This is a genomic window from Leuconostoc sp. UCMA20149 (assembly GCF_030400235.1).
In the GTDB taxonomy this organism is placed as follows: Bacteria; Bacillota; Bacilli; order Lactobacillales; family Lactobacillaceae; genus Leuconostoc; species Leuconostoc pseudomesenteroides.
The window spans coordinates 110,264-132,347 of record NZ_VJYC01000003.1 but is presented as its reverse complement, the minus strand read 5'-3'; the positions used below and the strand labels follow the sequence as shown (position 1 = coordinate 132,347).

23 protein-coding genes are annotated in these 22,084 nt (G+C 40.3%); 1 reads left to right on the top strand and 22 read right to left on the bottom strand.

Annotated elements, in window-relative coordinates:
- Positions 1 to 39: 39 nt before the first annotated feature.
- The 18 genes from purH to ytpR form a co-directional block, all read right to left on the bottom strand.
- Complete coding sequence (purH, locus tag FF105_RS03845) at positions 40 to 1,566, bottom strand: bifunctional phosphoribosylaminoimidazolecarboxamide formyltransferase/IMP cyclohydrolase (protein WP_010277590.1); 1,527 nt, start codon at positions 1,564 to 1,566, stop codon at positions 40 to 42.
- Positions 1,563 to 2,153, bottom strand: a complete 591-nt coding sequence (gene purN / locus FF105_RS03840) for a phosphoribosylglycinamide formyltransferase (protein WP_010277594.1) — start codon at positions 2,151 to 2,153, stop codon at positions 1,563 to 1,565. The genes purH and purN overlap by 4 nt, the downstream gene beginning before the upstream one ends.
- The gene (gene purM, locus FF105_RS03835; RefSeq protein ID WP_290046354.1) at positions 2,147 to 3,184 is read right to left on the bottom strand and encodes a phosphoribosylformylglycinamidine cyclo-ligase; all 1,038 of its coding nucleotides are present in this window, start codon (positions 3,182 to 3,184) and stop codon (positions 2,147 to 2,149) included. The genes purN and purM overlap by 7 nt, the downstream gene beginning before the upstream one ends.
- Positions 3,181 to 4,806 (bottom strand): amidophosphoribosyltransferase, encoded by a 1,626-nt coding sequence (gene purF, locus FF105_RS03830; RefSeq protein WP_290046353.1) that lies wholly within the window; start codon positions 4,804 to 4,806, stop codon positions 3,181 to 3,183. Before purF ends, purM begins: the two co-directional genes overlap by 4 nt.
- Positions 4,788 to 7,004 carry a phosphoribosylformylglycinamidine synthase subunit PurL gene (gene purL / locus FF105_RS03825; protein WP_010277601.1) on the bottom strand — a complete coding sequence of 739 codons (2,217 nt, stop codon included), beginning with the start codon at positions 7,002 to 7,004 and terminating at the stop codon, positions 4,788 to 4,790. The genes purF and purL overlap by 19 nt, the downstream gene beginning before the upstream one ends.
- 3 nt (positions 7,005 to 7,007) lie before the next feature.
- Positions 7,008 to 7,673, bottom strand: coding sequence for a phosphoribosylformylglycinamidine synthase subunit PurQ (gene purQ / locus FF105_RS03820; RefSeq protein ID WP_010277604.1), 666 nt, complete (start codon positions 7,671 to 7,673; stop codon positions 7,008 to 7,010).
- Positions 7,670 to 7,939, bottom strand: coding sequence for a phosphoribosylformylglycinamidine synthase subunit PurS (purS, locus tag FF105_RS03815; RefSeq protein ID WP_010277607.1), 270 nt, complete (start codon positions 7,937 to 7,939; stop codon positions 7,670 to 7,672). Before purS ends, purQ begins: the two co-directional genes overlap by 4 nt.
- A 2-nt stretch (positions 7,940 to 7,941) precedes the next feature.
- Complete coding sequence (locus FF105_RS03810; protein ID WP_147651337.1) at positions 7,942 to 8,691, bottom strand: phosphoribosylaminoimidazolesuccinocarboxamide synthase; 750 nt, start codon at positions 8,689 to 8,691, stop codon at positions 7,942 to 7,944.
- On the bottom strand, positions 8,669 to 9,784 hold the full coding sequence (purK, locus tag FF105_RS03805) for a 5-(carboxyamino)imidazole ribonucleotide synthase (protein WP_010277615.1): 1,116 nt from the start codon (positions 9,782 to 9,784) through the stop codon (positions 8,669 to 8,671). The genes FF105_RS03810 and purK overlap by 23 nt, the downstream gene beginning before the upstream one ends.
- Entirely contained in the window at positions 9,781 to 10,266 is a 486-nt protein-coding gene (purE, locus tag FF105_RS03800; protein WP_290046352.1) for a 5-(carboxyamino)imidazole ribonucleotide mutase, read from the bottom strand. The genes purK and purE overlap by 4 nt, the downstream gene beginning before the upstream one ends.
- A gap of 243 nt (positions 10,267 to 10,509) precedes the next feature.
- Entirely contained in the window at positions 10,510 to 11,856 is a 1,347-nt protein-coding gene (gene glnA / locus FF105_RS03795) for a type I glutamate--ammonia ligase (RefSeq protein WP_010277622.1), read from the bottom strand.
- A gap of 12 nt (positions 11,857 to 11,868) precedes the next feature.
- Positions 11,869 to 12,207, bottom strand: coding sequence for a MerR family transcriptional regulator (locus FF105_RS03790; RefSeq protein WP_010277626.1), 339 nt, complete (start codon positions 12,205 to 12,207; stop codon positions 11,869 to 11,871).
- 154 nt (positions 12,208 to 12,361) lie between these two features.
- Positions 12,362 to 13,354 carry a class A sortase gene (locus tag FF105_RS03785; RefSeq protein ID WP_010277630.1) on the bottom strand — a complete coding sequence of 331 codons (993 nt, stop codon included), beginning with the start codon at positions 13,352 to 13,354 and terminating at the stop codon, positions 12,362 to 12,364.
- A gap of 20 nt (positions 13,355 to 13,374) precedes the next feature.
- Positions 13,375 to 16,059 (bottom strand): DNA polymerase I, encoded by a 2,685-nt coding sequence (gene polA / locus FF105_RS03780; RefSeq protein WP_168441468.1) that lies wholly within the window; start codon positions 16,057 to 16,059, stop codon positions 13,375 to 13,377.
- Positions 16,060 to 16,198: 139 nt separating this feature from the next.
- On the bottom strand, positions 16,199 to 16,921 hold the full coding sequence (locus FF105_RS03775) for a Bax inhibitor-1/YccA family protein (RefSeq protein WP_010277636.1): 723 nt from the start codon (positions 16,919 to 16,921) through the stop codon (positions 16,199 to 16,201).
- Between the two features lie 85 nt (positions 16,922 to 17,006).
- Positions 17,007 to 18,341: a UDP-N-acetylmuramate--L-alanine ligase gene (murC, locus tag FF105_RS03770; protein WP_010277639.1), complete on the bottom strand. Its 1,335-nt coding sequence runs from the start codon at positions 18,339 to 18,341 to the stop codon at positions 17,007 to 17,009.
- Positions 18,334 to 18,477, bottom strand: coding sequence for a hypothetical protein (locus FF105_RS03765; protein ID WP_010277643.1), 144 nt, complete (start codon positions 18,475 to 18,477; stop codon positions 18,334 to 18,336). Before FF105_RS03765 ends, murC begins: the two co-directional genes overlap by 8 nt.
- Positions 18,477 to 19,133, bottom strand: coding sequence for a YtpR family tRNA-binding protein (ytpR, locus tag FF105_RS03760; RefSeq protein ID WP_031940980.1), 657 nt, complete (start codon positions 19,131 to 19,133; stop codon positions 18,477 to 18,479). Before ytpR ends, FF105_RS03765 begins: the two co-directional genes overlap by 1 nt.
- Positions 19,134 to 19,269: 136 nt before the next feature.
- On the opposite strand from ytpR, the gene FF105_RS03755 reads away from it, so the two are divergent.
- Complete coding sequence (locus tag FF105_RS03755; protein ID WP_010277649.1) at positions 19,270 to 20,253, top strand: DMT family transporter; 984 nt, start codon at positions 19,270 to 19,272, stop codon at positions 20,251 to 20,253.
- 4 nt (positions 20,254 to 20,257) lie between these two features.
- Here FF105_RS03755 and FF105_RS03750 read toward each other — a convergent pair whose 3' ends face one another.
- Genes FF105_RS03750 through FF105_RS03735 form a run of 4 tightly spaced genes read right to left on the bottom strand, consistent with a single transcriptional unit; the run spans position 20,258 to position 22,024 of the window.
- Positions 20,258 to 20,932 carry a 5'-methylthioadenosine/adenosylhomocysteine nucleosidase gene (locus tag FF105_RS03750; RefSeq protein ID WP_010277652.1) on the bottom strand — a complete coding sequence of 225 codons (675 nt, stop codon included), beginning with the start codon at positions 20,930 to 20,932 and terminating at the stop codon, positions 20,258 to 20,260.
- 19 nt (positions 20,933 to 20,951) lie between these two features.
- Positions 20,952 to 21,245 (bottom strand): membrane protein, encoded by a 294-nt coding sequence (locus FF105_RS03745; protein WP_010277655.1) that lies wholly within the window; start codon positions 21,243 to 21,245, stop codon positions 20,952 to 20,954.
- Positions 21,246 to 21,248: 3 nt separating this feature from the next.
- The gene (locus FF105_RS03740) at positions 21,249 to 21,800 is read right to left on the bottom strand and encodes an NUDIX hydrolase (RefSeq protein WP_010277659.1); all 552 of its coding nucleotides are present in this window, start codon (positions 21,798 to 21,800) and stop codon (positions 21,249 to 21,251) included.
- Positions 21,800 to 22,024: a cold-shock protein gene (locus FF105_RS03735; protein WP_010277663.1), complete on the bottom strand. Its 225-nt coding sequence runs from the start codon at positions 22,022 to 22,024 to the stop codon at positions 21,800 to 21,802. Before FF105_RS03735 ends, FF105_RS03740 begins: the two co-directional genes overlap by 1 nt.
- Between the last annotated feature and the right edge of the window lie 60 nt (positions 22,025 to 22,084).

Sequence of the window (22,084 nt, the reverse complement as noted above, 5' to 3'; positions counted from 1 at the left end):
ACTTCAATAAAAAAACGCTCGTCTGAGCGCTTTTGATTTTTAATGTTTGAAATGTCGTGTTCCACTAAAGACTAAGGCAATGCCTAACTCATTGGCTTTGTCGATTGAATCTTGATCTTTGATCGATCCCCCTGGTTCAACAATTGCTTTAATCCCATGTTCAGCAGCATATTGCACCGAATCATTCATCGGGAAAAAGGCATCGGATGCTAATACGGCATCGCTAAGATCTGACTTGTTAGCAGCCTTTTGAATTGAATAAACGACAGAATCAATACGATTTGGCTGTCCTGCGCCAACACCCAAAGTTTGACCATCTCTGGCAACAACTATTGCGTTAGACTTGACATGCTTAACAACTTTTTGCGCAAAAATCATTGCCTTTAACTGCTCCTCTGTCGGTACAACTTGTGATACTACCTTGAACGAATCCGCTGACTCTTCCACCAAATCGCGTTCTTGAACGACTGCACCACCAAGTACAGAGGTAACTTCAAGCGCTTGCGGAATTGCAGTAGTAAATGGCAACGTCAGCAAACGTAAGTTTTTCTTAGCAGACAAAATTTCAAAAGCCTCTGGTGTAAAGCTTGGCGCAATGATAATTTCCAAAAATATCTTGTGCATTTTTTCAGCAGTTGCGGCATTAACTTCTCGATTTAATGCAACGATTCCACCAAAAATTGAAATATCGTCGGCAGCAAAAGCCTTATCCCATGCTACTTCAACTGTTTCACCCTGACCAATGCCTGCTGGATTCATATGTTTAACTGTCACCACAGTTGTTTCATCAAACTCTGCAATAATGCGCAATGCAGCGTCCGCATCACGAATGTTGTTATATGACAATTGCTTCCCATGCAATATTTCCGCATTGAGCACTGAATATGCCTCAGGCAAGGCAGTCCGATAGGCTGCGGCAGATTGATGGGGATTTTCACCGTAACGCATATCATCAAATTTTTCAAATGGTAGTGTCAGGTTTACAGGAAATTCTGTTTCTGTCAAATAATCAGCAATTAAAGCATCGTATGACGCCGTATGTTGAAATACCTTGGCAGCTAAGTTGCGACGGAAGGTTTTGTCAACCGAGCCGGACTTTAATTTATCAATAACAACATCGTAATCTGCTGGATCAACAATTGGCAACACAGCGGCAAAATTTTTTGCAGCTGAACGTAGCATCGATGGTCCACCAATATCAATGTTTTCAATAGCTTCTGCTTCTGTGACGCCATCTTTTTGAATTGTTGATTTGAATGGATATAAATTCACAACCACAATGTCAATTGGCGTAATATCGTATTCTGCCAATTTAGCCATATGTTCTGGCAAATCACGACGTGCTAGTAAACCAGCGTGTACACGTGGATGCAACGTCTTGACACGTCCATCTAACATCTCCGGAAACTCTGTGACTTCGTCAATTGCCAATACTTCCAAGCCAGCTTCCGCCAACACTTTATGTGTCCCACCCGTTGACACTAACTCATAACCTAATTCTACTAAACTTTTAGCAAATGGTACCAAACCATTTTTATCAGAAACACTTAATAATGCACGGGTCATTTTAAAAATACTCCTTCTTTTAATAACTTTTCTAGTGTGTTCGGGTATAAAACGTGCTCCACATGATGGATACGCGTTTCCAATTGTTCAAGTGTATCGTCTTTTTTAATTGGCACCGCTTCTTGCGCAATAATTTCGCCAGTATCAATGCCATTGTCAACAAAATGCACTGTGACACCAGTTTTATTGACACCTGCTTCAAACGCGTCCAAAATACTGTGCCGTCCGGGAAAACTAGGCAGCATCGCTGGGTGCAAATTGATGATTTTACCCAAATAACGATTGATTAATAATGGTGTCAAAATGCGCATGTAACCTGCCAGTAAAATACCATCAACTCGATCTGATTCCAACTGCGCAATAATCGCTTGTTCAGCAGCTGTTTTGTCAAGATAGCGACTGTAAATAATTGTCGTTGCTGGCACGCCAAATACTTTTGCTAAGTTGAGCACACCAGCTTTGGAATGATCCACCACTAATCTGACAATTTCAGCATTCAGATTTCGTTGTATAATGGCATCATTTAATGCTTGAAAGTTTGTGCCAGTACCAGAGGCAAACACTGCTAATCGTACTTTTTTTACCATGGTGCCACTCCTGTGAACACCACAGCTTCTTTTTGACGGTCAGTGATTTTACCTAATAGATAAGCAGGTTGTTCATTTTCAGTCAACATCGTCATGGCATCCGCTAATTGACTAGGCCTGACTACCAATACTAACCCTAAGCCGTTGTTAAAGGTCAATAGCATATCGGATAGAGAAACATTGCCACGTTTTTGTAAATCATCAAAAATTGGCAGTATGGGCCACGATCCCCAACTAATTTCAGCTGATAGATGTTTTGGTAAGGCGCGGGGCAAATTTTCAACTAACCCACCACCTGTGATATGCGCCATTGATTGTACAAGACCTGCTTGAACTAACGGCCATACCGATTTGGCATATAATGCTGTTGGCGTCAGCAAAGTCGTTTGCAATTGCTCATCAAGCTGTTGAAAGGCTGATTCATTATCAATATGATAAATGTGGCGAACTAATGAGTAGCCATTTGAATGAATGCCTGACGATGGCAAACCGATTAAAACATCATCTACATCAACATTTTCTGATTTCAATAACTGATCCCGCTCTGCTATACCAACAGCAAATGAAGCTAGATCGTAGTGATTTTTAGCATACAATCCGGGCAATTCAGCACTTTCGCCACCAATAAGAGCCATACCAGATTCTTTGGCTGCATGTGCTATGCCTTGTACGATTTCAGCGACCACTTCCGGTCGCATTTTATCAACTGCTAAATAGTCCAACATGAATGCCGGTTTGGCCCCTTGAGCTAAAATATCGTTAGCCACCATACCAACTAAATCTTGTCCAATGGTGTCGTGCTTATTCGCTGCAATCGCCAACAATAACTTTGTTCCGACACCATCTGCGCCGGAAATGAGTACTGGATCTTTGTAGTTTGTCCCAAGTGCATAAGCTGCACCAAAACCGCCAATACCACCCAAAACATTATCGTTATATGTTTTAGCGACTTCATCTTGCATTAAATTAACAGCTTCTTCACCAGCTTTGATATCAACGCCAGCCTTCTGATAGGCATTTTCGTTGGTCATCTTTCTCCTCCCATAATTGGTTGTGCGTCAAGGTGAACAGTTCCATCTGCCAAAATATCTTGATTACGCAAAGATCTGACTTGATGTGGATGATAAGTTGAGGTTGGCTCTGGTGCAAAATCAACCTCATGGCGTGCCTCAAAAGCCGCTAATCCAGCTTGATAGTCATATATTGGGCTAGGATAATGTCCATCAAAATACGCTGTGGTCAACCCTGTCCCCTCACCATAGTATGGCAAGTTAATCGCTGATACCAACCCATCTACCGACAAAAATCCTAAAGAATCGGCTTCTATCATCTTGGTCATTTCAGCCAATGAATGGTTCGCGCCCATTAATTCTTTAGTGGTTTGCATATCAATACCATAAAAAGAGGGGAATTTGAAAATTGGGCTCGCAATGCGCACATGAACCGACTTAGCGCCTGCCTCTTTAAGCATGCGAACGATGAACATTGATGTCGTGCCACGAACGATTGAATCATCAACCAAAACAACATTTTGTCCGCGAACAACATCACGAACCGCACTTAATTTCATACGTACCGCGCGCTCACGTTTATCTTGTGTTGGCTCAATAAATGTTCGAGCAATATATTGATTTTTTACCAAACCCATTTCGTTTGGTAGGCCAGTAGCTTCTGCAAAACCAGCTGCCGCGCTCAAACTTGAGTTGGGAACACCGACCACAATGTCGGCATCCTTCACAGGCTGTTCAGCTGCCAAAGCTGCTCCCATACGCTTGCGGGCTTGATGAACATTGACACCATATATTGATGAATCAGGTCGAGCAAAATAAATATATTCCATCGCATCGATATTTAACGTCGTCTTATCAGTATAATGGTCAATCGTGAGTCCGCTATCATCAATAATCAGCAGTTCGCCAGGTTGTACATCTCGCAAAAATTTAGCGCCAACAACGTCTAATGCTGCAGTTTCAGAAGTCACAATGTATTGGCCATCCGGCATTTGACCAACCACAAAAGGTCGAAAAGCATGGGGGTCAAGCGCCGCGTATAATCCGTGCGGGGTTAGCAGCAAATAGGCAAATCCCCCGCGGAGAACATTGAGTGAAGCTTTAAGTTTGTCAACAAATGTTGACGCTTTGGAACGACGAATCAAATGCAATAAAATTTCTGAATCAGCCGATGACTGAAAAATAGCACCTTCCTCTTCGAGCTTTTCGCGCAATGTCAAGGCATTAGTCAAGTTACCATTGTGTGCAAGTGAAATTTGCATATCATGAAAATTGACCATGAGTGGTTGTATATTTTCTATACCGTGAGAACCGGCAGTCGCATAACGAACGTGTCCAATTGCACTGTTTCCTTGTAGGGCATCTATTCTACTTGGATCTCGAAAGACGTCACTTAATAAGCCAAGTCCTCTTTCCTGCCACAAATGGCCCTCTCGATTAGAGACAATTCCTGCCCCCTCTTGCCCACGATGTTGCAATGCATGTAAACCATAATACGTGAGTTGTGCAGCATCACTACGCCCCCAAACACCAAAAATACCACACTCTTCATTGAGGCTTCGAACATTGACGCGCGATTGCTCAGCGACTGGCGTCTTATTGGCCTGTGTATTAATACCTGTCATTATCCTTTTAATCGCCATGAAATGCTCTCCTGATAGATGGTTTGGGTCTCTTGTCGTGATAACTGCAATAATTGGTCACTTGATTGAATCGTCATTTGATCCTCAGCAGATACCTCACCAATTTTTTTAGCTGAATCACCGGCAAGTGCTTCAAAAGCTTCGCGATTTTGAGGCGCTACGGATACAATGAAACGACTTGGGGTTTCAGCAAATAAAAACTCTGCAGTCATGTCAATAACAACATTGAAACTGAATTGACCCGCAAAAGCGCTCTCCAACAAACCGACAATTAAGCCGCCTTCTGACAAATCGTGCACGCTAGCTAATAAAGACTGATCCGTTGCTGCTAATATCAGCTTCTGATTGGTAATTTCATCATGATCATTAAGGTCAAAAAGTTGCCCATCAATATCACCAGCTTGCATTTTTTGAATTTCAGTACCGTTGAAACTGGCGTTCGTTTCTCCGATGATATAAATGCTGTCGCCGACATTTTGAAATCCAATCCGTGTCGCTTTTGACACATCAGTTAGCAGACCAACCATACCAATCATTGGTGTCGGATAGATGGCTTGACCATCCGTTTCATTATAAAGTGATACGTTACCAGAAATAATTGGTGTATTGAGTTGTTTTGCAAGGTCATTAATGCCGTCAACTGCTTGAGATAATTCGTAATATACTTCCGGATTATCCGGTGAACCAAAATTCAATCCGTCTGTGATGCCAATTGGCGTTGCCCCAGTAGCAACGATATTACGAGCTGCCTCGGCCACAGCCATTTTGGCGCCTACTTTAGGATTTAAGTACAAATATCGTGCATTCACATCAGTCGTCATTGCTAATGCCTTCTTAGTCCCACGAATTCTAACTAAAGCCGCATCACCACCAGGTTTAATGACCGTATCAGCACGAACTTGGGAATCAAAATGACGGAACAAATTACTCTTTGAAGCAATCGTCGGTTGACCGACTAAATCAAGGACTGTTTGCTTTAAATCAGTTACATCTGGTACGAATTGATCTGCTTTCAAAATAGCCAAACGTTTAGGCGCCACCATTGGCAAATCTTGTTTAGGGGCATGCGTCAAAAAGTCAACGGGCACATCAGCCACTACTTGATCATTGAATCGCAAACGATAGCGTCCATCATCAGTCACATGTCCGATAATAACGGCATCCAAGTTGGCTTTTTTGAACAAATCCAATATAACTTGCTCTTCCCCTTTTTTAACAACAAATAACATGCGTTCTTGGGATTCAGACAACATCAGTTCATATGGTGTCATCGCTGTTTCACGCTGTGGCACTTGATTTAAGTCTAAATCAATTCCCATACCAGCTTTTGAGGCCATTTCTGAACTCGAAGATAACAACCCAGCGGCACCCATATCCTGTATACCAACAATAATATCTGAATGGTCGCGAACCGCTTGCAAAGTGGCGTCCATCACTAACTTTTCTAGGAATGGATCGCCAACCTGAACAGCAGAACGATCAGACTCATGTTCGGTTGAAAATTCGGCCGATGCAAATGATGCCCCGTTGATACCGTCACGTCCTGTTTTGGCACCTACGTAAATAATTGAATTGCCAACACCCTTTGCTTGACCGACTTGCATACCTTTTTGATCCATCAGTCCAACGGCCATGACATTAACCAATGGATTCCCGGCATAAACAGGATCAAAACCAATTTCACCACCAACTGTGGGAATCCCAATCGCATTACCGTAACCAGCAATACCAGCAATCACGCCATCAACAATGTGGCGAGTATGAGCGTTATCAAGTTCGCCAAAACGTAGCGAATCTAGTACTGCAATAGGCTGCGCACCCATTGAAAAAATATCGCGTAGAATACCACCAACACCAGTTGCCGCGCCTTCATAAGGCTCAACAAATGATGGATGATTATGACTCTCGGCCTTGAATACTACTGCTTGATTATCACCGATATCCAATATGCCGGCGCCTTCACCCGGTCCCTGCAAAACACGTTCATTTGTTGACCAAAAATGTCGTAAAATTGGCTTGGATTTTTTGTAAGAAACATGTTCTGACCACATGCCAGAGAAAATGCCTGTTTCAGTGTAATTGGGTAAGCGATCAAGCGTGTCAACAATAAGTTGATACTCTGCATCAGTCAAACCCCATTGCTGATAAATTTTACTATCACGGACCATTTCGGGTGTTATTTCATTATCACTATGCATGTCCTAATCTCCCGCTATTATCTCTGACAAAATGCTTTTGAAAAATGGTTGTCCATCAACATTGCCTGTTACTGGGTCTACTGCGCGTTCTGGATGTGGCATCATGCCAAAGACATTGCCCCGTTCATTCATAATGCCAGCGATGTCATGTGCCGAACCATTAGGATTTTGAGCATAACGGAAAACAATTTGATGATTATCTTCCAGTTGTGCTAATGTTGCGTCATCAGCATAATAATTACCTTCACCGTGAGCAATTGGAATCATAATTGATTCTGTTTCATAGGCATTTGTGAACGCCGTATTTGGATTTTCAATCAACAGCTCAACATCTTCACAAATAAAACCTGGTACCTTGTTGACTTGCAGTTGACCAGGCAACAAACCAGCTTCAGTCAAAATTTGGAACCCGTTGCAGACACCCACCACTAACTTACCATCGTTAGCAGCCTGAATAACGGCCGCCATTATTGGCGAAAACTTTGCAATAGCGCCAGTTCTCAAATAGTCACCATAGGCAAATCCACCTGGTAAAAAGACGGCATCAAAGCCATTAAGGTCGTTATTGTCAGCTGAGATAATTTCGGCATCAATACCAAAATCTTGCAAAGCATATAACATATCAAAATCGCAATTTGATCCTGGAAATCTAATCACTGCTGCTCTCATAGGATTGCCTCATCTTCATTGACGATAGATAAATCAAAGCGGTAAGTCTCTGTATTTTGATTAATCAAAAGTGAATCGGTAAAACTTTTCACTTCAGCATTGGCTGCTTCAACATCACGTGCATCTAATTTCACTTCGAAGTACTTACCTTGTGATACTTGTGAAATACCAGTGTAATCCAGTCGAGTCAGAGCTGATTTGATAACTTCCCCTTGTGGATCAAGAATAGATGGCTTATAGGTAACATAAATTTTGGCTAAGTACATATTTATTTCTCCAATTTTTCTAAACGCTTCAACACTTCGCGATAACCAACAGTCAAATCACCTTTGTTTTGTCGGAATATATCTTTATCAAGAGATTGACCACTGGTTTTGTCAACCAATCGCATATTATCTGGTGACAGTTCATCGGCGAGAATCATATCACCGTCAGTTCGTCGACCAAATTCAAGTTTGAAATCAATTAACTCAATGTTAATTTCCGCAAATCGACGTCTCAATATGTCGTTGATTTTAGCGCTCTTCAAGCGAAGCGACTTAATTTCTTCCGCCGTTGCGTAGTGCAAAGCAATGAGTTGTGAATCATTGATAAATGGATCATCCAAAGCATCTGATTTAAAGTAAAATTCTTGGACAATTGGTGTCAACTCAGTCATACTCGCGACACCAAATCGACTGACGAAATGACCTGAAGCAAAATTTCTCACCACGACTTCAACGGGAATGATATCTAATTTTTCAACCAATTCATCCGTTTCTGAGATGTGCTTTAAATAATGCGTTGCAATGCCATGTTGTTGGAGGTGCTTGAATAAGAGATAGGAAATTTCACTATTAAGGCGCCCTTTATCAGAAATATTTTCATGTACTTTACCATTTAAAGCAGTTGCTTGATTTGTATCATGTAGCCACAAAATGTCTGCTTGATTTGTCCAATAAACAGATTTAGCTTTTCCTTGATACTTCAAATCACCACGTGTTATCGTTTGATTGTTATAGTCTGTTACGTTGTTCATGTTGTTTACCCCATGCGATTAATGCTTGCCCGTTTTCATCACCTAGCACCGTAATGTGTCCCATTTTACGATCTGCTTTGATCGTTGCCTTGCCGTAATCATGAAAATGCCATTCTGGATGATTTTTAAAATCGGCCTTTGCCTGCGTCAATTCATCACCTAATAAATTCAACATTGTTGCTGACTGCGTTAACGTAATCTCTGGCAGTGGCAATCCTACAACGCTTCGAATATGACCTTCGAATTGCGAAACATTAGCTGCTTCAATGGTAAAATGTCCTGAATTATGAGGACGCGGGGCCAACTCATTTACCCAAACTTCCTCATCGTTGACAAATAATTCAATACCCAAAATACCTCGCAAATTAATTTTTTCAGCAATTTTATGAGCAATTTCAATAATTTTTTTGCTGAGTGTACTAGAAATTTTAGCAGGAACAGTTGTGTACTTCAGAATATGATTGTGATGGACATTTTCAGCGATTGGCCATGTCGTAATGTGCCCATCACTGGAACGGGCAACCATGATACTGACTTCTTGTTTAAAATTGACAAGTGTTTCTAAGATTAGTCGACCACCAGGAAAATTATCAACTAATTGTGATGCTTCAAATGGTGTATTAAGTTGCCATTGACCATGCCCATCATAACCACCACTAACCGTTTTTAAAATTGAAGGCGTTGTTCCCGTTTTCAACTGTTCAGCCGACTCAATGATTTGAAATGAGGCGACTGGTACACCTGCTTCATCTCGAATAAACGTTTTTTCTGCTATACGGTCACTGGTAATTCTTAACAAATCTACCCCTTGTGGCAAAATTTTTGAGGCATACTTTTTCAAAACATCGCGATCAACGTTTTCAAATTCATAAGTTAGCACGTCACTGCGACTAGCTAGATTTTTGAGGGCACTAACATCGTCATAGCTTGCGATAATTTGATCATCTGCTACCTGACCAGCTGGCGATTGAGGTGTTGGATCGAGCACTATGACCGTATAGCCCATTGGTTTAGCAGCTAACGCCATCATACGCCCAAGTTGCCCACCACCAATGATACCAATGGTTGCTGGCGGTAAAATAATGTGCGTCATCTTAGCTCCTTTTCACTATCAATCGATTGTTGCGTTTGCGCTTGCCTAAAGTTAACCAAATTGGTCAATACTTCTTTATCTGATAATGCGATTATTTGAGCAGCCAAAATCGCGGCATTTTTCGCGCCAGCATTGCCAATTGCCACTGTTGCCACGGGAACACCTGCCGGCATTTGAACAATTGACAGCAATGAATCAAGACCGTTCAAAGCGTGTGATTTCATAGGAACACCAACAACAGGTAAGGTCGTGTTAGCAGCTAGCATCCCTGGTAAATGTGCAGCCCCGCCCGCACCAGCAATAATAACTTGAAAGTGGTTATTGCGCGCTTCCTCAGCAAAATTTTGTAGATGTACGGGCATACGGTGGGCCGAAATCACGTGTTTTTCGTAACTAATACCTAACTCTTTTAAAAGCATGACTGTTTGCTTCATGCTTTCCCAATCACTGGTTGACCCCATCACAACAGCTACTTGTGTCATTTTTTCTCCATTTCTTTTAGTTCCGCATCACTGATCATTCGTTTATGATACTAATTTAACAAAAAATTTAGCAGTTGTGTTCGTTTTAAAATAAGAATTTTCACACTTTATAGTTTATAGTTCGTCTTTAAGCGGATTTTTGCAGATTTTAATTTAAATAACCGAATGTTAGGTTTATGAGCGCTTTCAAAACAAGAATTTTGATCACAAAAAAAAGCGCTGAGCGCTTTTTTAATGTAACTATTAGTAATTTTCAAGATAAGAATCTGTTTCCCATTCAGAAACAAACTGACGATATGATGTGTATTCAATCTTCTTTGCTTCAATAAACTTATCAGCAATATGTTCTCCAATAGCTGAACGAACAACATCATCAGCCGCCAACTCACGAACTGCAGCCAACAGAGTATCTGGTAAGTCTGTAATGCCTGCCTTTTCCCGTTCGACCTCATCCATCAAATAAATATTTTTATCAACTGAGGCCAAAGGCTCTAATTCACGCTTGATCCCATCCAGTCCTGAAGCCAAAATGGCTGCCAATGCAGTATAAGGATTAGCTGTTGGGTCAACTGAACGTAGTTCCAAACGTGTTGAATTACCACGTGAGGCCGGAACTCGAACCATTGGTGAACGATTTGATGCTGACCATGCAACATAAACAGGTGCTTCGAATCCAGGTGTTAAGCGCTTGTATGAGTTAACTGTCGGGTTTGCAAGCGCTGTGAACGCAGTCGCATGTTCCAAAATACCACCCAAGAAGTTATATGCTGTTTTTGACAAGCCCATTTCATCCGATGTATCAACAAATGCGTTACCATCTTTTGTAAATAATGACATGTTTGTGTGCATACCGGATCCGTTAATACCTGCAACAGGCTTTGGCATAAAGGTAGCATAGTAACCATTCTTGCGTGCGATGGTTTTAACAACCAACTTAAACGTCTGAATGTTGTCAGCGGCTTCAAGAGCTGAGGCGTATTTAAAGTCTACTTCATGCTGTCCTTCGGCAACTTCGTGGTGAGCAGCTTCAATTTCAAAGCCCATTTTTTCCAAAGTCAAAACAATTTCACGACGAACATTTTCACCCATATCCAATGGTGCTAAGTCAAAATAACCACCTTTGTCGTTTAATTCTGTGGTTGGGTTGCCTTTTTCATCAAGTTTAAACAAGAAAAATTCAGGTTCTGTCCCGACATTAAACGCCGTAAATCCAGCTTCACGCGCATCAGCGAGTACCGAACGTAACGCATGACGGGGGTCTCCAGCAAATGGCTCACGATCAGCAGTATAAATGTCGGCAATCAAGCGGGCCACTTTACCACCATGACCATCCGTTGCCCATGGGAAAATCATAAATGTTGATAAATCGGGGTAAAGATACATATCTGATTCATTGATACGAACAAATCCCTCGATTGATGAACCGTCAAACATTAAATTGTTGTCAAGCACCTTATCTAATTGAGAAGTTGGTACTTCAACGTTTTTAATCGCACCTAAGACATCAGTGAATGTTACACGAATGAATTCTACATTTTCATCAACAACAATTTGTTTAATTTCTTCTTTGGTAAATGTTTTACGAGCCATGATTTTCCTTCCTTAACGAGCCCCAAATCGCCCGATTTGGGCGAATTCTTTTTGTAATGAACGACGTAATGCTGATTCTGAATCTTGTTTTTCTTGTGCTTTGCGGTGTTGTTTGGCGAATATTTCTTGAATATCTTTGATTGAATCGCCCGAATCCAAAAAATCACGAATGGCTAATAATTGATCAACATCATTTAATGAAAATCGACGCTGACCACCTTTGCCACGTCCTGGTGTGATTAAGTTTTGCTGCTCGTAATACCGTATCTGACGGTCAGTCAGTAACGTCAATTCACGAACTGTACCAATTGTTAAAATTGATAAATTGCGTCTTAACTCACGTTCGCTCATCACAATACCCCTTCGCTTAAGATACTTTTATTTTATACGAAATTTTCATCGTTTGCAAATATGTGTCAGGAAACCTAACATGATATTTTGCGTTATACCAATTTATTCACATTATGAAAAAAAGATAAGGCTAAATACAGCCTTACCTTAAAAATTATTTTGTACCACCCTGATCACCATTAGCACCCTCTTCAACACCTGGGTTCCACCAACTGACACGAGCATTAGTATTATAAACTTGTAAGTTGAATCTTGAAACTACACTTTGTGGCGCATTTTTCCAAGTATAAGTGTGCTTCAAATCCGCGTGAGTAATAATACGATACTGAGTCGACGGGAACAGGCAGCTAATGATTGTTAATTGCGCATTTTTTGTTGGATCCAACACTGAGACATCTGTGTTCTTAACAGTATCTTGTCCAGTAATCTCATATTGGTACAGACCTTTATTATTTGCTAATAGAACTGATGTGCCATTCAACCATGATGATCCCTTTAATTGACCATTACTGATATATGGCGCGTTTTGATTAATCACTTGCTGTAACCCACTAAATCCAGTTACACCATCGTTAAAATTATGCGCTGCCAACCCATAATTTCCCTGCCCCATCACTGGTATTTTAGTGCCATCTGGATCTTGACTAGAGCGGTTGGCGTAATCAGCCCCCAAATTCAATCCAGCATTACTATAAGCATCATTATAAATTGGCAACAAAATATTACGACTTGGAATTGACACAAAGCCTTGCTTTTCAAATCCCTTAGCCGCATTTCGCATCACCATTTTTCTAATTGTGGCGCGAGAAATAGTAGACGACGATGCTTTTTTAGCAGCCACCTGTCTTTCATGTTGCTGAACAGGCTTCAATATAGCTGTTTTAACTCCTAGCATATTTTGTTGATAAACATAAGAGCCACCGAGGTATGCCAGTAAAATAATGCAGGCACCTATTAAACCATCATAGATAAGTTGACGTGGTTTGAACTTATGATGTCGCAAACGTGTTATCAGTATGCGACAAATAGCAACCAGCAAGAAAGCAACCACAAAAACGGCAACATAAGTCGCAATTTGATGTGCTAACTGATGAGGCACTTGACTGTCATTTAGCGTAGCTGCTAAATTATTTGGTAATATTATCATGATAATCCTATACTTTTCTGTTACTTAGCATCATACCATGTGGCGCCAGAATGACTTTCCACTTTTAAAGGCACATCTAACGACACAGCTGAGTCCATCACGCTTGTAATAATTTCTGATAATTCATCAATTTCACTTGATGGTGCTTCAAAAATTAATTCATCGTGTACCTGTAATAGCATGCGTGCTTGGAAGTGATGCGCTTTTAACGCATCATTAACTTTAATCATAGCAATTTTGATGATATCAGCAGCTGATCCTTGAATTGGTGAATTCATGGCAGTCCGTTCAGCAAAAGAACGCAAATTAAAGTTCTTCGCATTGATATCTGGCAAGTAACGTCGACGATGAGCAATTGTTTCGACATAGCCATGATCGTGCGCAAATTGTTTGATTTGATTCATCCAATCATGAATTTGAGGAAACTCTTGAAAATAAGTATCAATAAATCGCTTGGCTTCAGCTCTAGAAATACCCAAATTATTAGCCAGACCGAAGTCAGATATACCATAAACGATTCCAAAATTAACTGCTTTGGCAGTTCGTCTCATAAGTGGATCAACGACGGCATCATTTGGCAAACCAAATACAGCTCGTGCCGTTTCCGCATGAATATCTTCACCATTCAAAAATGCTTTTTGCATATTGGCATCCCCTGTCACATGTGCCAACACACGAAGCTCAATTTGGGAATAATCAGCACCAAATATTTGCCAATTTGGTTCACTTGGAACAAACGCTGTACGTATTAAACGTCCTTCTTCTGAACGCATAGGAATATTTTGCAGATTGGGGTCCACAGACGATAATCTTCCTGTTTGAGTGAGCGTTTGCAAGAAACGGGTGTGGATTTTACTATCTTCTGGATAAATGACTGACAACAAACCATCAATATAAGTAGATTTAAGTTTAGCCAACTGGCGGTACTGCAAGATGTGATCCACAATCGGTGCTTGTGGTGCCAACTTTTCAAGGACATCAATTGCTGTAGAATAACCAGTTTTCGTTTTTTTGATAACCGGTAATCCCATTTTTTCAAATAATAGCACACCGAGCTGTTTAGGTGAGTTTAAATTGATTTTTTCTCCTGCCTCAATGTAGATAGCTGACTGAATATCTTCAATTCGTTGCGCTAAATCACGTCCTCTTTCCTGTAAATATTCTGGGTTAACTTTAATCCCTTGAAACTCCATATTAGCTAATACATGTGCTAATGGCAACTCAATGTCAGTATATAAGTGAGTCTGCTGATGTTCATTTAATGCTGAAAAAGTTGGCTCTTCTAATGCCATCAACGCATTTACTTTGTGAGCAATATGCATCAAAACGCGACCACTATCTGAAGGTATCTGAAATTTAGCGCCCTTGCCATAGACTTCTTCATCAGGAGTGAGATAAATATCAAATCGTTGCGCTAATGTCGCAAACACATTGTCATTATCAACAGTATCCAGCAAATAAGCCGCAAGCAAAAAGTCAAAATTAACACCAGTTAATTTCAAGCCTAAACGCTTAAACAAGACTAATTGCGCCTTGACATTGAAAACATTTTTTTGAATTTTATCGTTTTCAATCAACGCTTTAAGTTCAGGCTGCTGTAATAATGATACATCTCGGCTACCATAATACCCGACAGCAGCATTTCCAATCACAAAGCCAATCATTTCGCCAGCATGGTAATCTTCGCCAACATATTCAATATGGAGCGCAAATTTGTCTCCTAACATACTCAGAGCACGTAAATTACTATCTTTTAATTCAACAACTTGTACATTCTTCTCATCAACCGTATCGTCTCCAGCAATTTGGCCTGAGCGCTTCAGCGCCTTAATCTTAGCTAACTGTTGCTTAAAATCTAATTTTTCATAAAAAGGAATGAGGGCATCATAATCAACACCGCGATATTCAATTTCTTCCAATGGTAATTCGAGATCAGCCGCCGTTAAAATAGTGGCTAATTGACGTGCTCGGAACGCTTGATCACGGTCATTCATCAAATTTTCTTTCATCTTTGATGGTTTCATGCCGTCAACATTGTTGTATAAATTATCCAAATCATGATACTCTGCCAAGAGCTTAAGTGCCGTTTTTTCACCCACCTTAGTTACACCAGGATAATTATCAGACGTATCGCCAGTCAAGGCCTTTTTTTCAATAATTTGAGCAGGCGTCAAGTTGAACTTTTTAAAAATGTAATCCGGTGTATAACGTTCAATTTCAGTGACCCCTTTTTTCGTCACATTTACAGTAACATTATCGGTAGCCAGTTGTATTAAATCCTGATCACCTGTCACAATTGTAACTGAATATCCAGCTGCCTCACCCAAACGTGAATATGTCCCGATAATATCATCTGCTTCTAGTCCATCTTGTTGATAATTGCGCAGTCCGTGGAGCGCAACCATTTCACGTAGATAAGGAAACTGTTCTAAAAATTCAGATGGTGTTTTAGAACGACCATCTTTATAACTTGATAATAGTTCACCACGAAACGTCGTTTTACCAGAACCAGCATCCCAAGCCATCACTGCCAAATCAGGTTGCATGGGGTCAACTATTTGGTCCAAGAAATTATTAAACGCAACTAATGCATTAGTATGTAACCCTTCATGCGAAATCATACGGTCTAGTTGATTATACATCGCATAAAAGGCTCTAAAAGCCAGTGAATTACCATCAATTAATAAGAGTTTTTTATTGGTCATTTGCTATCCATTCTATTTCTCGTTGTGATCATATCGTTAAAAAAAAGCGTATTGAAATAATACTTATCCTATTTATTATACCATGTAATAATTTTCCAAATAAAAAAGCCCTAGCGGGCTGAATTTTATTCTAAATAAATTAGTCGCGAGATCCACCGGCTGCAACACCAAAGATCCGCAATAAGGCAAAGAACAAGTTCACAAAGTCTAAGTAGAGACGTAGCGCGCCATTAACTGCCAAGCCCGTTGTATCAGCTTGTCCAGCATATTGAGCGTACATCACCTTAAGATTTTGATTATCATAGGCTGTGTACAATGAGAAGACAAAGACACTGACCCATGAAATTAACAACGATACCATACCGCTGTAAAAGAACATGTTAACAACGGAAGCAATGACCAAACCAATCAACAAACCAAACAAAATTGATCCTAAACCAGTCAAATCACGCTTTGTCACCATACCATACACAGCCATACCGCCAAAAACACCAGCAGCTGATACAAATGCCATGAGTACTGATGCGCCAGTATAAACTGCTAACAGCAAACCAAGCGTTAAGCCTTCAATCACGGCAAAAGCCATGAGTAATCCAAAAGCTTTAGCTGGATTTTTGAACGTTGCTCGTCCAATCATCGTCATGATTAAAATTTGTACCCCAAACAGTGCTAATGTACCAATGATGTTCCCAGCAATAAGGCTATAAACTTGAGCCAAGAAAAAATTCTGAACAATAAATCCCGTGATTGCAGTCACAACAATAGCGATACCCATAAAACTATATGTTTGTTTAAAAAATGATCTTAACCCATCATCAACACCCGTCACATCGCGACGTGCATTCATATTAAAATTATCCATTAATGCTTACCTCCTCCAATTAACAAATACAACGCTGTTGTATTTCAGTTACGTCTATTATATCAGAAAGAGGATTAAATAGACATTAAGTCAAATCAGTATGAAGTTGACCGAGTAGTTTTTCGTATGCAAATTCATATTTTTCGATATCACCAGCCCCCATGAATACCATAACTGCATTATCATAAGGCATCAGCAGGCGCATATTATCTTCTTGAACAATGCCACCAAACTTTGAAATTTCTGCACCTAAGTCCTCTGAAGAAATCGTACCTGATTGTTCTCGAGCTGAACCAAAAATATTGGCTAAATAAACTTTATCAGCTGCTTCTAAACTTTCCGCAAATTCGTCCTTGTAAGCAATAACACGGGAAAATGTATGTGGCTGAAAAATTGCAATAATTGGCTTATTAGGATATTTCTGACGGGCAGCATCTAAAGTCGCGGTAATTTCTGTTGGATGATGTGCATAATCATCAATCACCGTAATATCACCGATTTGTTTTTCACTGAAGCGTCGTTTAACACCTTGATATGTGAGTAAATACTGACGTATCAAATCGAGATCAACTTGTTCCATGTAACTCACACCAATGACAGCCAAAGCATTTAAAATGCCATGTTGCCCGAACAAGGGAACGGCAAAATCACCAAGGCTTTTACCACGAAATACCACTTCAAAATGAGAGCCTAAAGTTGACTTACGAATATTAGTAGCAACGAAGTCATCTTTATCAGGGTTGACACCATAGTAATAAACATCGGCATTTGGTTCCAATGACCGTAGGTGTTCATCATCACCCCATGCAAAAATGCCTTTTTTGACATTGTTGGCAAAGTCAGCAAATGCACTGGTGACATCCTCAATCCCTGTGTAATAATCGGGGTGATCAAAATCAATATTAGTCAAGATTGCGTAATCTGGACGATAGTCCTTAAAATGGCGACGATATTCATCGGCTTCCACAACAAAGAATTGCGAGTTTGGTACCCCACGTCCGGTTCCATCCCCAATCAAATAGGAGGTTGGCGCAATGTTTTTGAGCACATGGGCTAGTAATCCAGTCGTTGATGTTTTACCGTGCGCACCAGCGACAGCAATTGAGGTCGTTTGAGCAATTTGCTCTTGAACTGCTTCAGGATACGAAATCATCTTAACACCTAGTTCAAGTGCGCGTGCTACCTCGACATGCGTATCTTCAAAAGCATTTCCCCGAACAAAAACAGCTGACTGGTATTCGTCAACATTTTTAGCTTCAAAGGGCAAAATTTTGATACCCGCTGCTTCTAAAGGTGCTTGTGTATACGTATAAGTATCAATATCAGATCCCAAAACTTCATTGCCTTGATCATGCAAAATTTGCGCCAAGGGTCCCATTCCTGTGCCTTTAATACCAATAAAATAATATTGTTTACTCATTATTTTCACCTTCTGTTACAAATGTAAAATATTGTAACTCACCTTTTCGCAGTTCAAAAATTAAGCGACGATACTGTGCCGTTTCATCATTTAACGTGCGATATACTCGTGGTGCATTCTTCAAATTATCGGCCATCAGTAATTCAAATCCACGAGATTATCGCGATACAAATTAGCGGCCTTCTCAAAATTAAAGCTGTCGCCAACATTACCAAAATCATCTGGTAAAATCAGTGCACCTGGCTTATCAGGGGCCCCTGGCAAACGCAACTCTCTGCCAGACACAATCATTCCAGCTGAAGGCACACCGCGCAATTCACCATCCCAAATCAAAGCGCCACTTGGCATCATTGTGCCTGGCTGCGCAACTGCCACTTTGATATTTTCTCTAATATTGGGCGATCCCGAAACAATTTGTAAGGTTTTATCATTAGCCACGCGTGTTTCGGTGACATGAAGGTGATCAGAATCTGGATGTGTTGTAACCGTTTCGACATAGCCAATAACTAATTTCGTTGGTTCGACCGTCAATTCATCAGAAAATCCAGCTTGCTTTAATTCTTGATTAACGATATCAATTTGTTCTTGTGTCAATGTTAGCTGACCTGATTTGTGCCTAATCTGTAATTTTTCGCCAATGCCAAAGATGTTATAGCCTGTTGTTTTATCCGAAGATAAATCACTCACTCGGGTAACATTTTTATTGGTGGTCACAATTTGCTGGTTGGCATTTGGTGCCAAAATAATCATTAGAACATCTCCGAGATGTTCTGGGTTATATGTTGTTATCATGGTTAAATTCCTTTGTTTTATCAGTACGTTATCTATTTTACATTACTTTTTAATACCAATAAAGTCAATATTTGACGAACGCTAGTGAAAAGAGTAAAACAGAGTAGTACACTGAAAAAACAATGGAGTAATCATCGTGAAAAAAGCTTATATCTATGTTCTCATTTCAACATTTCTCTTCAGTTCGATGGAAATTTCATTAAAGTTAGCCGGCAGTCAATTCAATGGCGTCCAATTAAATTTTCTACGTTTTTTAATTGGTGGTTTAGCTCTAGTGCCACTCGCTGTCCATAACATGAAGCAGCGTCACGTCACCTTTCAAAAGCAAGACATCGGTACTTTTCTCTTAACTGGATTTGTGGGTGTTGTTGTCAGTATGACATTCTTCCAAATTGCAGTTGAAGTCGATGCTGCCTCTACGGTAGCGGTCCTGTTTAGCTCAAACCCAATATTTGCCCTCATTTTTGGCTATATCATTCTTCATGAAACGCTAACACGTTCTAACTTGATTGCTGTTGTTGTATCAGTTATTGGACTACTCGTTATTGTCAATCCAGCTCACTTAACGAATCCACTTGGCATTTCACTTGCACTGATCGCGGCACTAACTTTTGGCTTATTCGCAATTATGCAACGTCAAGTAGGTATGAAGCGTGGCTATGATGGTTTAACAATGAACACATTTTCGTTTATTGCTGGGGCCTTGGAGCTGATGGTGATTATGATTTTATCTCATATTCAAGGTGTAGCTAATTTGTTTATAAAAAATCCTGTCATGCATGATTTTTCAAACATTCCTTTCTTTCAAGGCATTACTATCCACAATATCATTTTGTTGGCATACATATTCTTGGGTGTCACAGCAGCCGGTTATGTACTTTATTCACTAGCAATGGAGGCTTCAGATGTCTCAACTGCCTCGCTTGTCTTTTTTATTAAACCAGCCCTTGCACCAATCTTGGCACTGATTATTCTCCATGAAAGCATCAAACTTAATACAATAATCGGCGTTGTCATTATCGTGATAGGTTCAACCATCATGTTTATCGGCAATCGTTATAGTAGTAAAGCTGACACCGTGCCCTATCAACAAGAAACCGAAACACAAAAAAAAGCCTAACGGCTTATTTTTTTTGATCCAAATATCGTAACAATAGCTTAGCTGAAGCTTTTCCAGCTTCAACCACATAGTCATCAAACACAACGCCTGAGTCACCATTGGCTAAATCGGAAACACCACGTAATACAATAAACGGCGTCCCAAATTGGGTGGCAACTTGCGCTACCGCTGCAGCCTCCATCTCAGCAACCAAAGCGTCTGGAAAATGAGCTAAAATACGTTTTTTGGCATCATCTTGTACAAATTGATCGCCGGAAACAATAAGTCCCTCTTTAACGGCTGCTAATTTTTCAAAATCAGCGACAACTTCAGGATCGGCCAAATAATACAAAGGTTTGTTAGGTACCTGCCCAAACGCATAACCAAATACAGTCACGTCGACGTCAGAATGGGCAACTCGCGTACCGACAACCTCATCACCAATTTTCAAGTCAGGATCAAGGGCGCCAGCCGAACCAGTGTTTACAATTAAATCCGGTTCAAAATTGTCAATCATAACTGTTGCTGCTGATGCTGCTGCAACTTTTCCAATACCAGATTCTGTTAAAATTACTTCATGCCCTTTATAAGTACCTGTAGTAATTGAGGCACCACCATGCTGCTTTGTCGTTGTGTTATCTAATGCAGCAATCAATGACAACTTTTCTTCTGCCATTGGTGTGATAATACCGATTTTCATAATAATTTACGCTCCAAGTCTAATTTACCAAAAAGAAATACGCATAGGTCGCAATAATTAATAAAGCCAAAAAAATAATGGCTAAATTATAGCGATGCGTTAATCGCTTAGATTTGCCGATTGGTGTCAGTTTACCATCTGATCCCAACTCATAGCGACCTTTGCGAGTTAATCGCATCTCTTGACGTGTTTCTGGTGTGACAACTTCTATCTTTATGGGGTGTGCTTTAGCATATTCTTTTTCTGCTTTCACCCGTTGTTTATCACGTTGCTTTTGGGCTTTTTTCGCAGCTTTTCTTGTTTCGTTATCCATTCATTAACCTCTAAGATAGGCCCAATACAAAAACGCCGTTACTGTTTTTTGATCGTTTAATTTGCCAGCCTCAAACATCTCTTTTAAGTCATCAAACGAAATTGTTATCAGATCCATTGTCTCCCCTAAATCACGAGGTAATTGATCTGATTTTGCTATTGGCTGTAGGCTTTTTGCAACATAAAGATGCATATAGGCATCAGAAAAACCGACTGTTTCCACAAACCCGATTGCCCTTTCAATCGTTCCAGCGGTCATTCGTAATTCTTCGTTTAATTCGCGAACGACCGCATGATGTGGGGCATCGAAATCTCTTTCATCCAACTTGCCTGCCGGAATTTCAAGAATAAAATCACCAATTGTGGCACGCCATTGCTTTTCCAAAATAATATGGTCATCATCCACCATCGCTAAAACTGAAATGGCTGGCACGTGTCTCACAATATCACGCTGTGATGTTTGATTGTTGTAGAGCTGTACACTTTGTGTCTCAACACTAAAAATAGGTCCTTCATAGACAATTTTAGTGTCAGTCACGATCTCTTTTTCAGCCATTAAACTTCTCCAGCTTTTGCCCTAATGGGTTGCACGCGGGCAGCTTGATATTTTTGGTGACCTTGTACCAAAACATACTCAACCTTTTCGCCTTGAATTAACGACTTAAAGCCGTCCATTTCAATGCCATTAAAATGGACGAAAATATCATCACCACCATCATCAGGTGTGATATAGCCATAGCCACGTTCTTTTTGCCAAATTTTTACTGTTCCTGTTTTCATATCTTTATTGTATCAAAAAAGTTGCCCACAGGGACAACTTTCATGGTTTTCAATTAATTT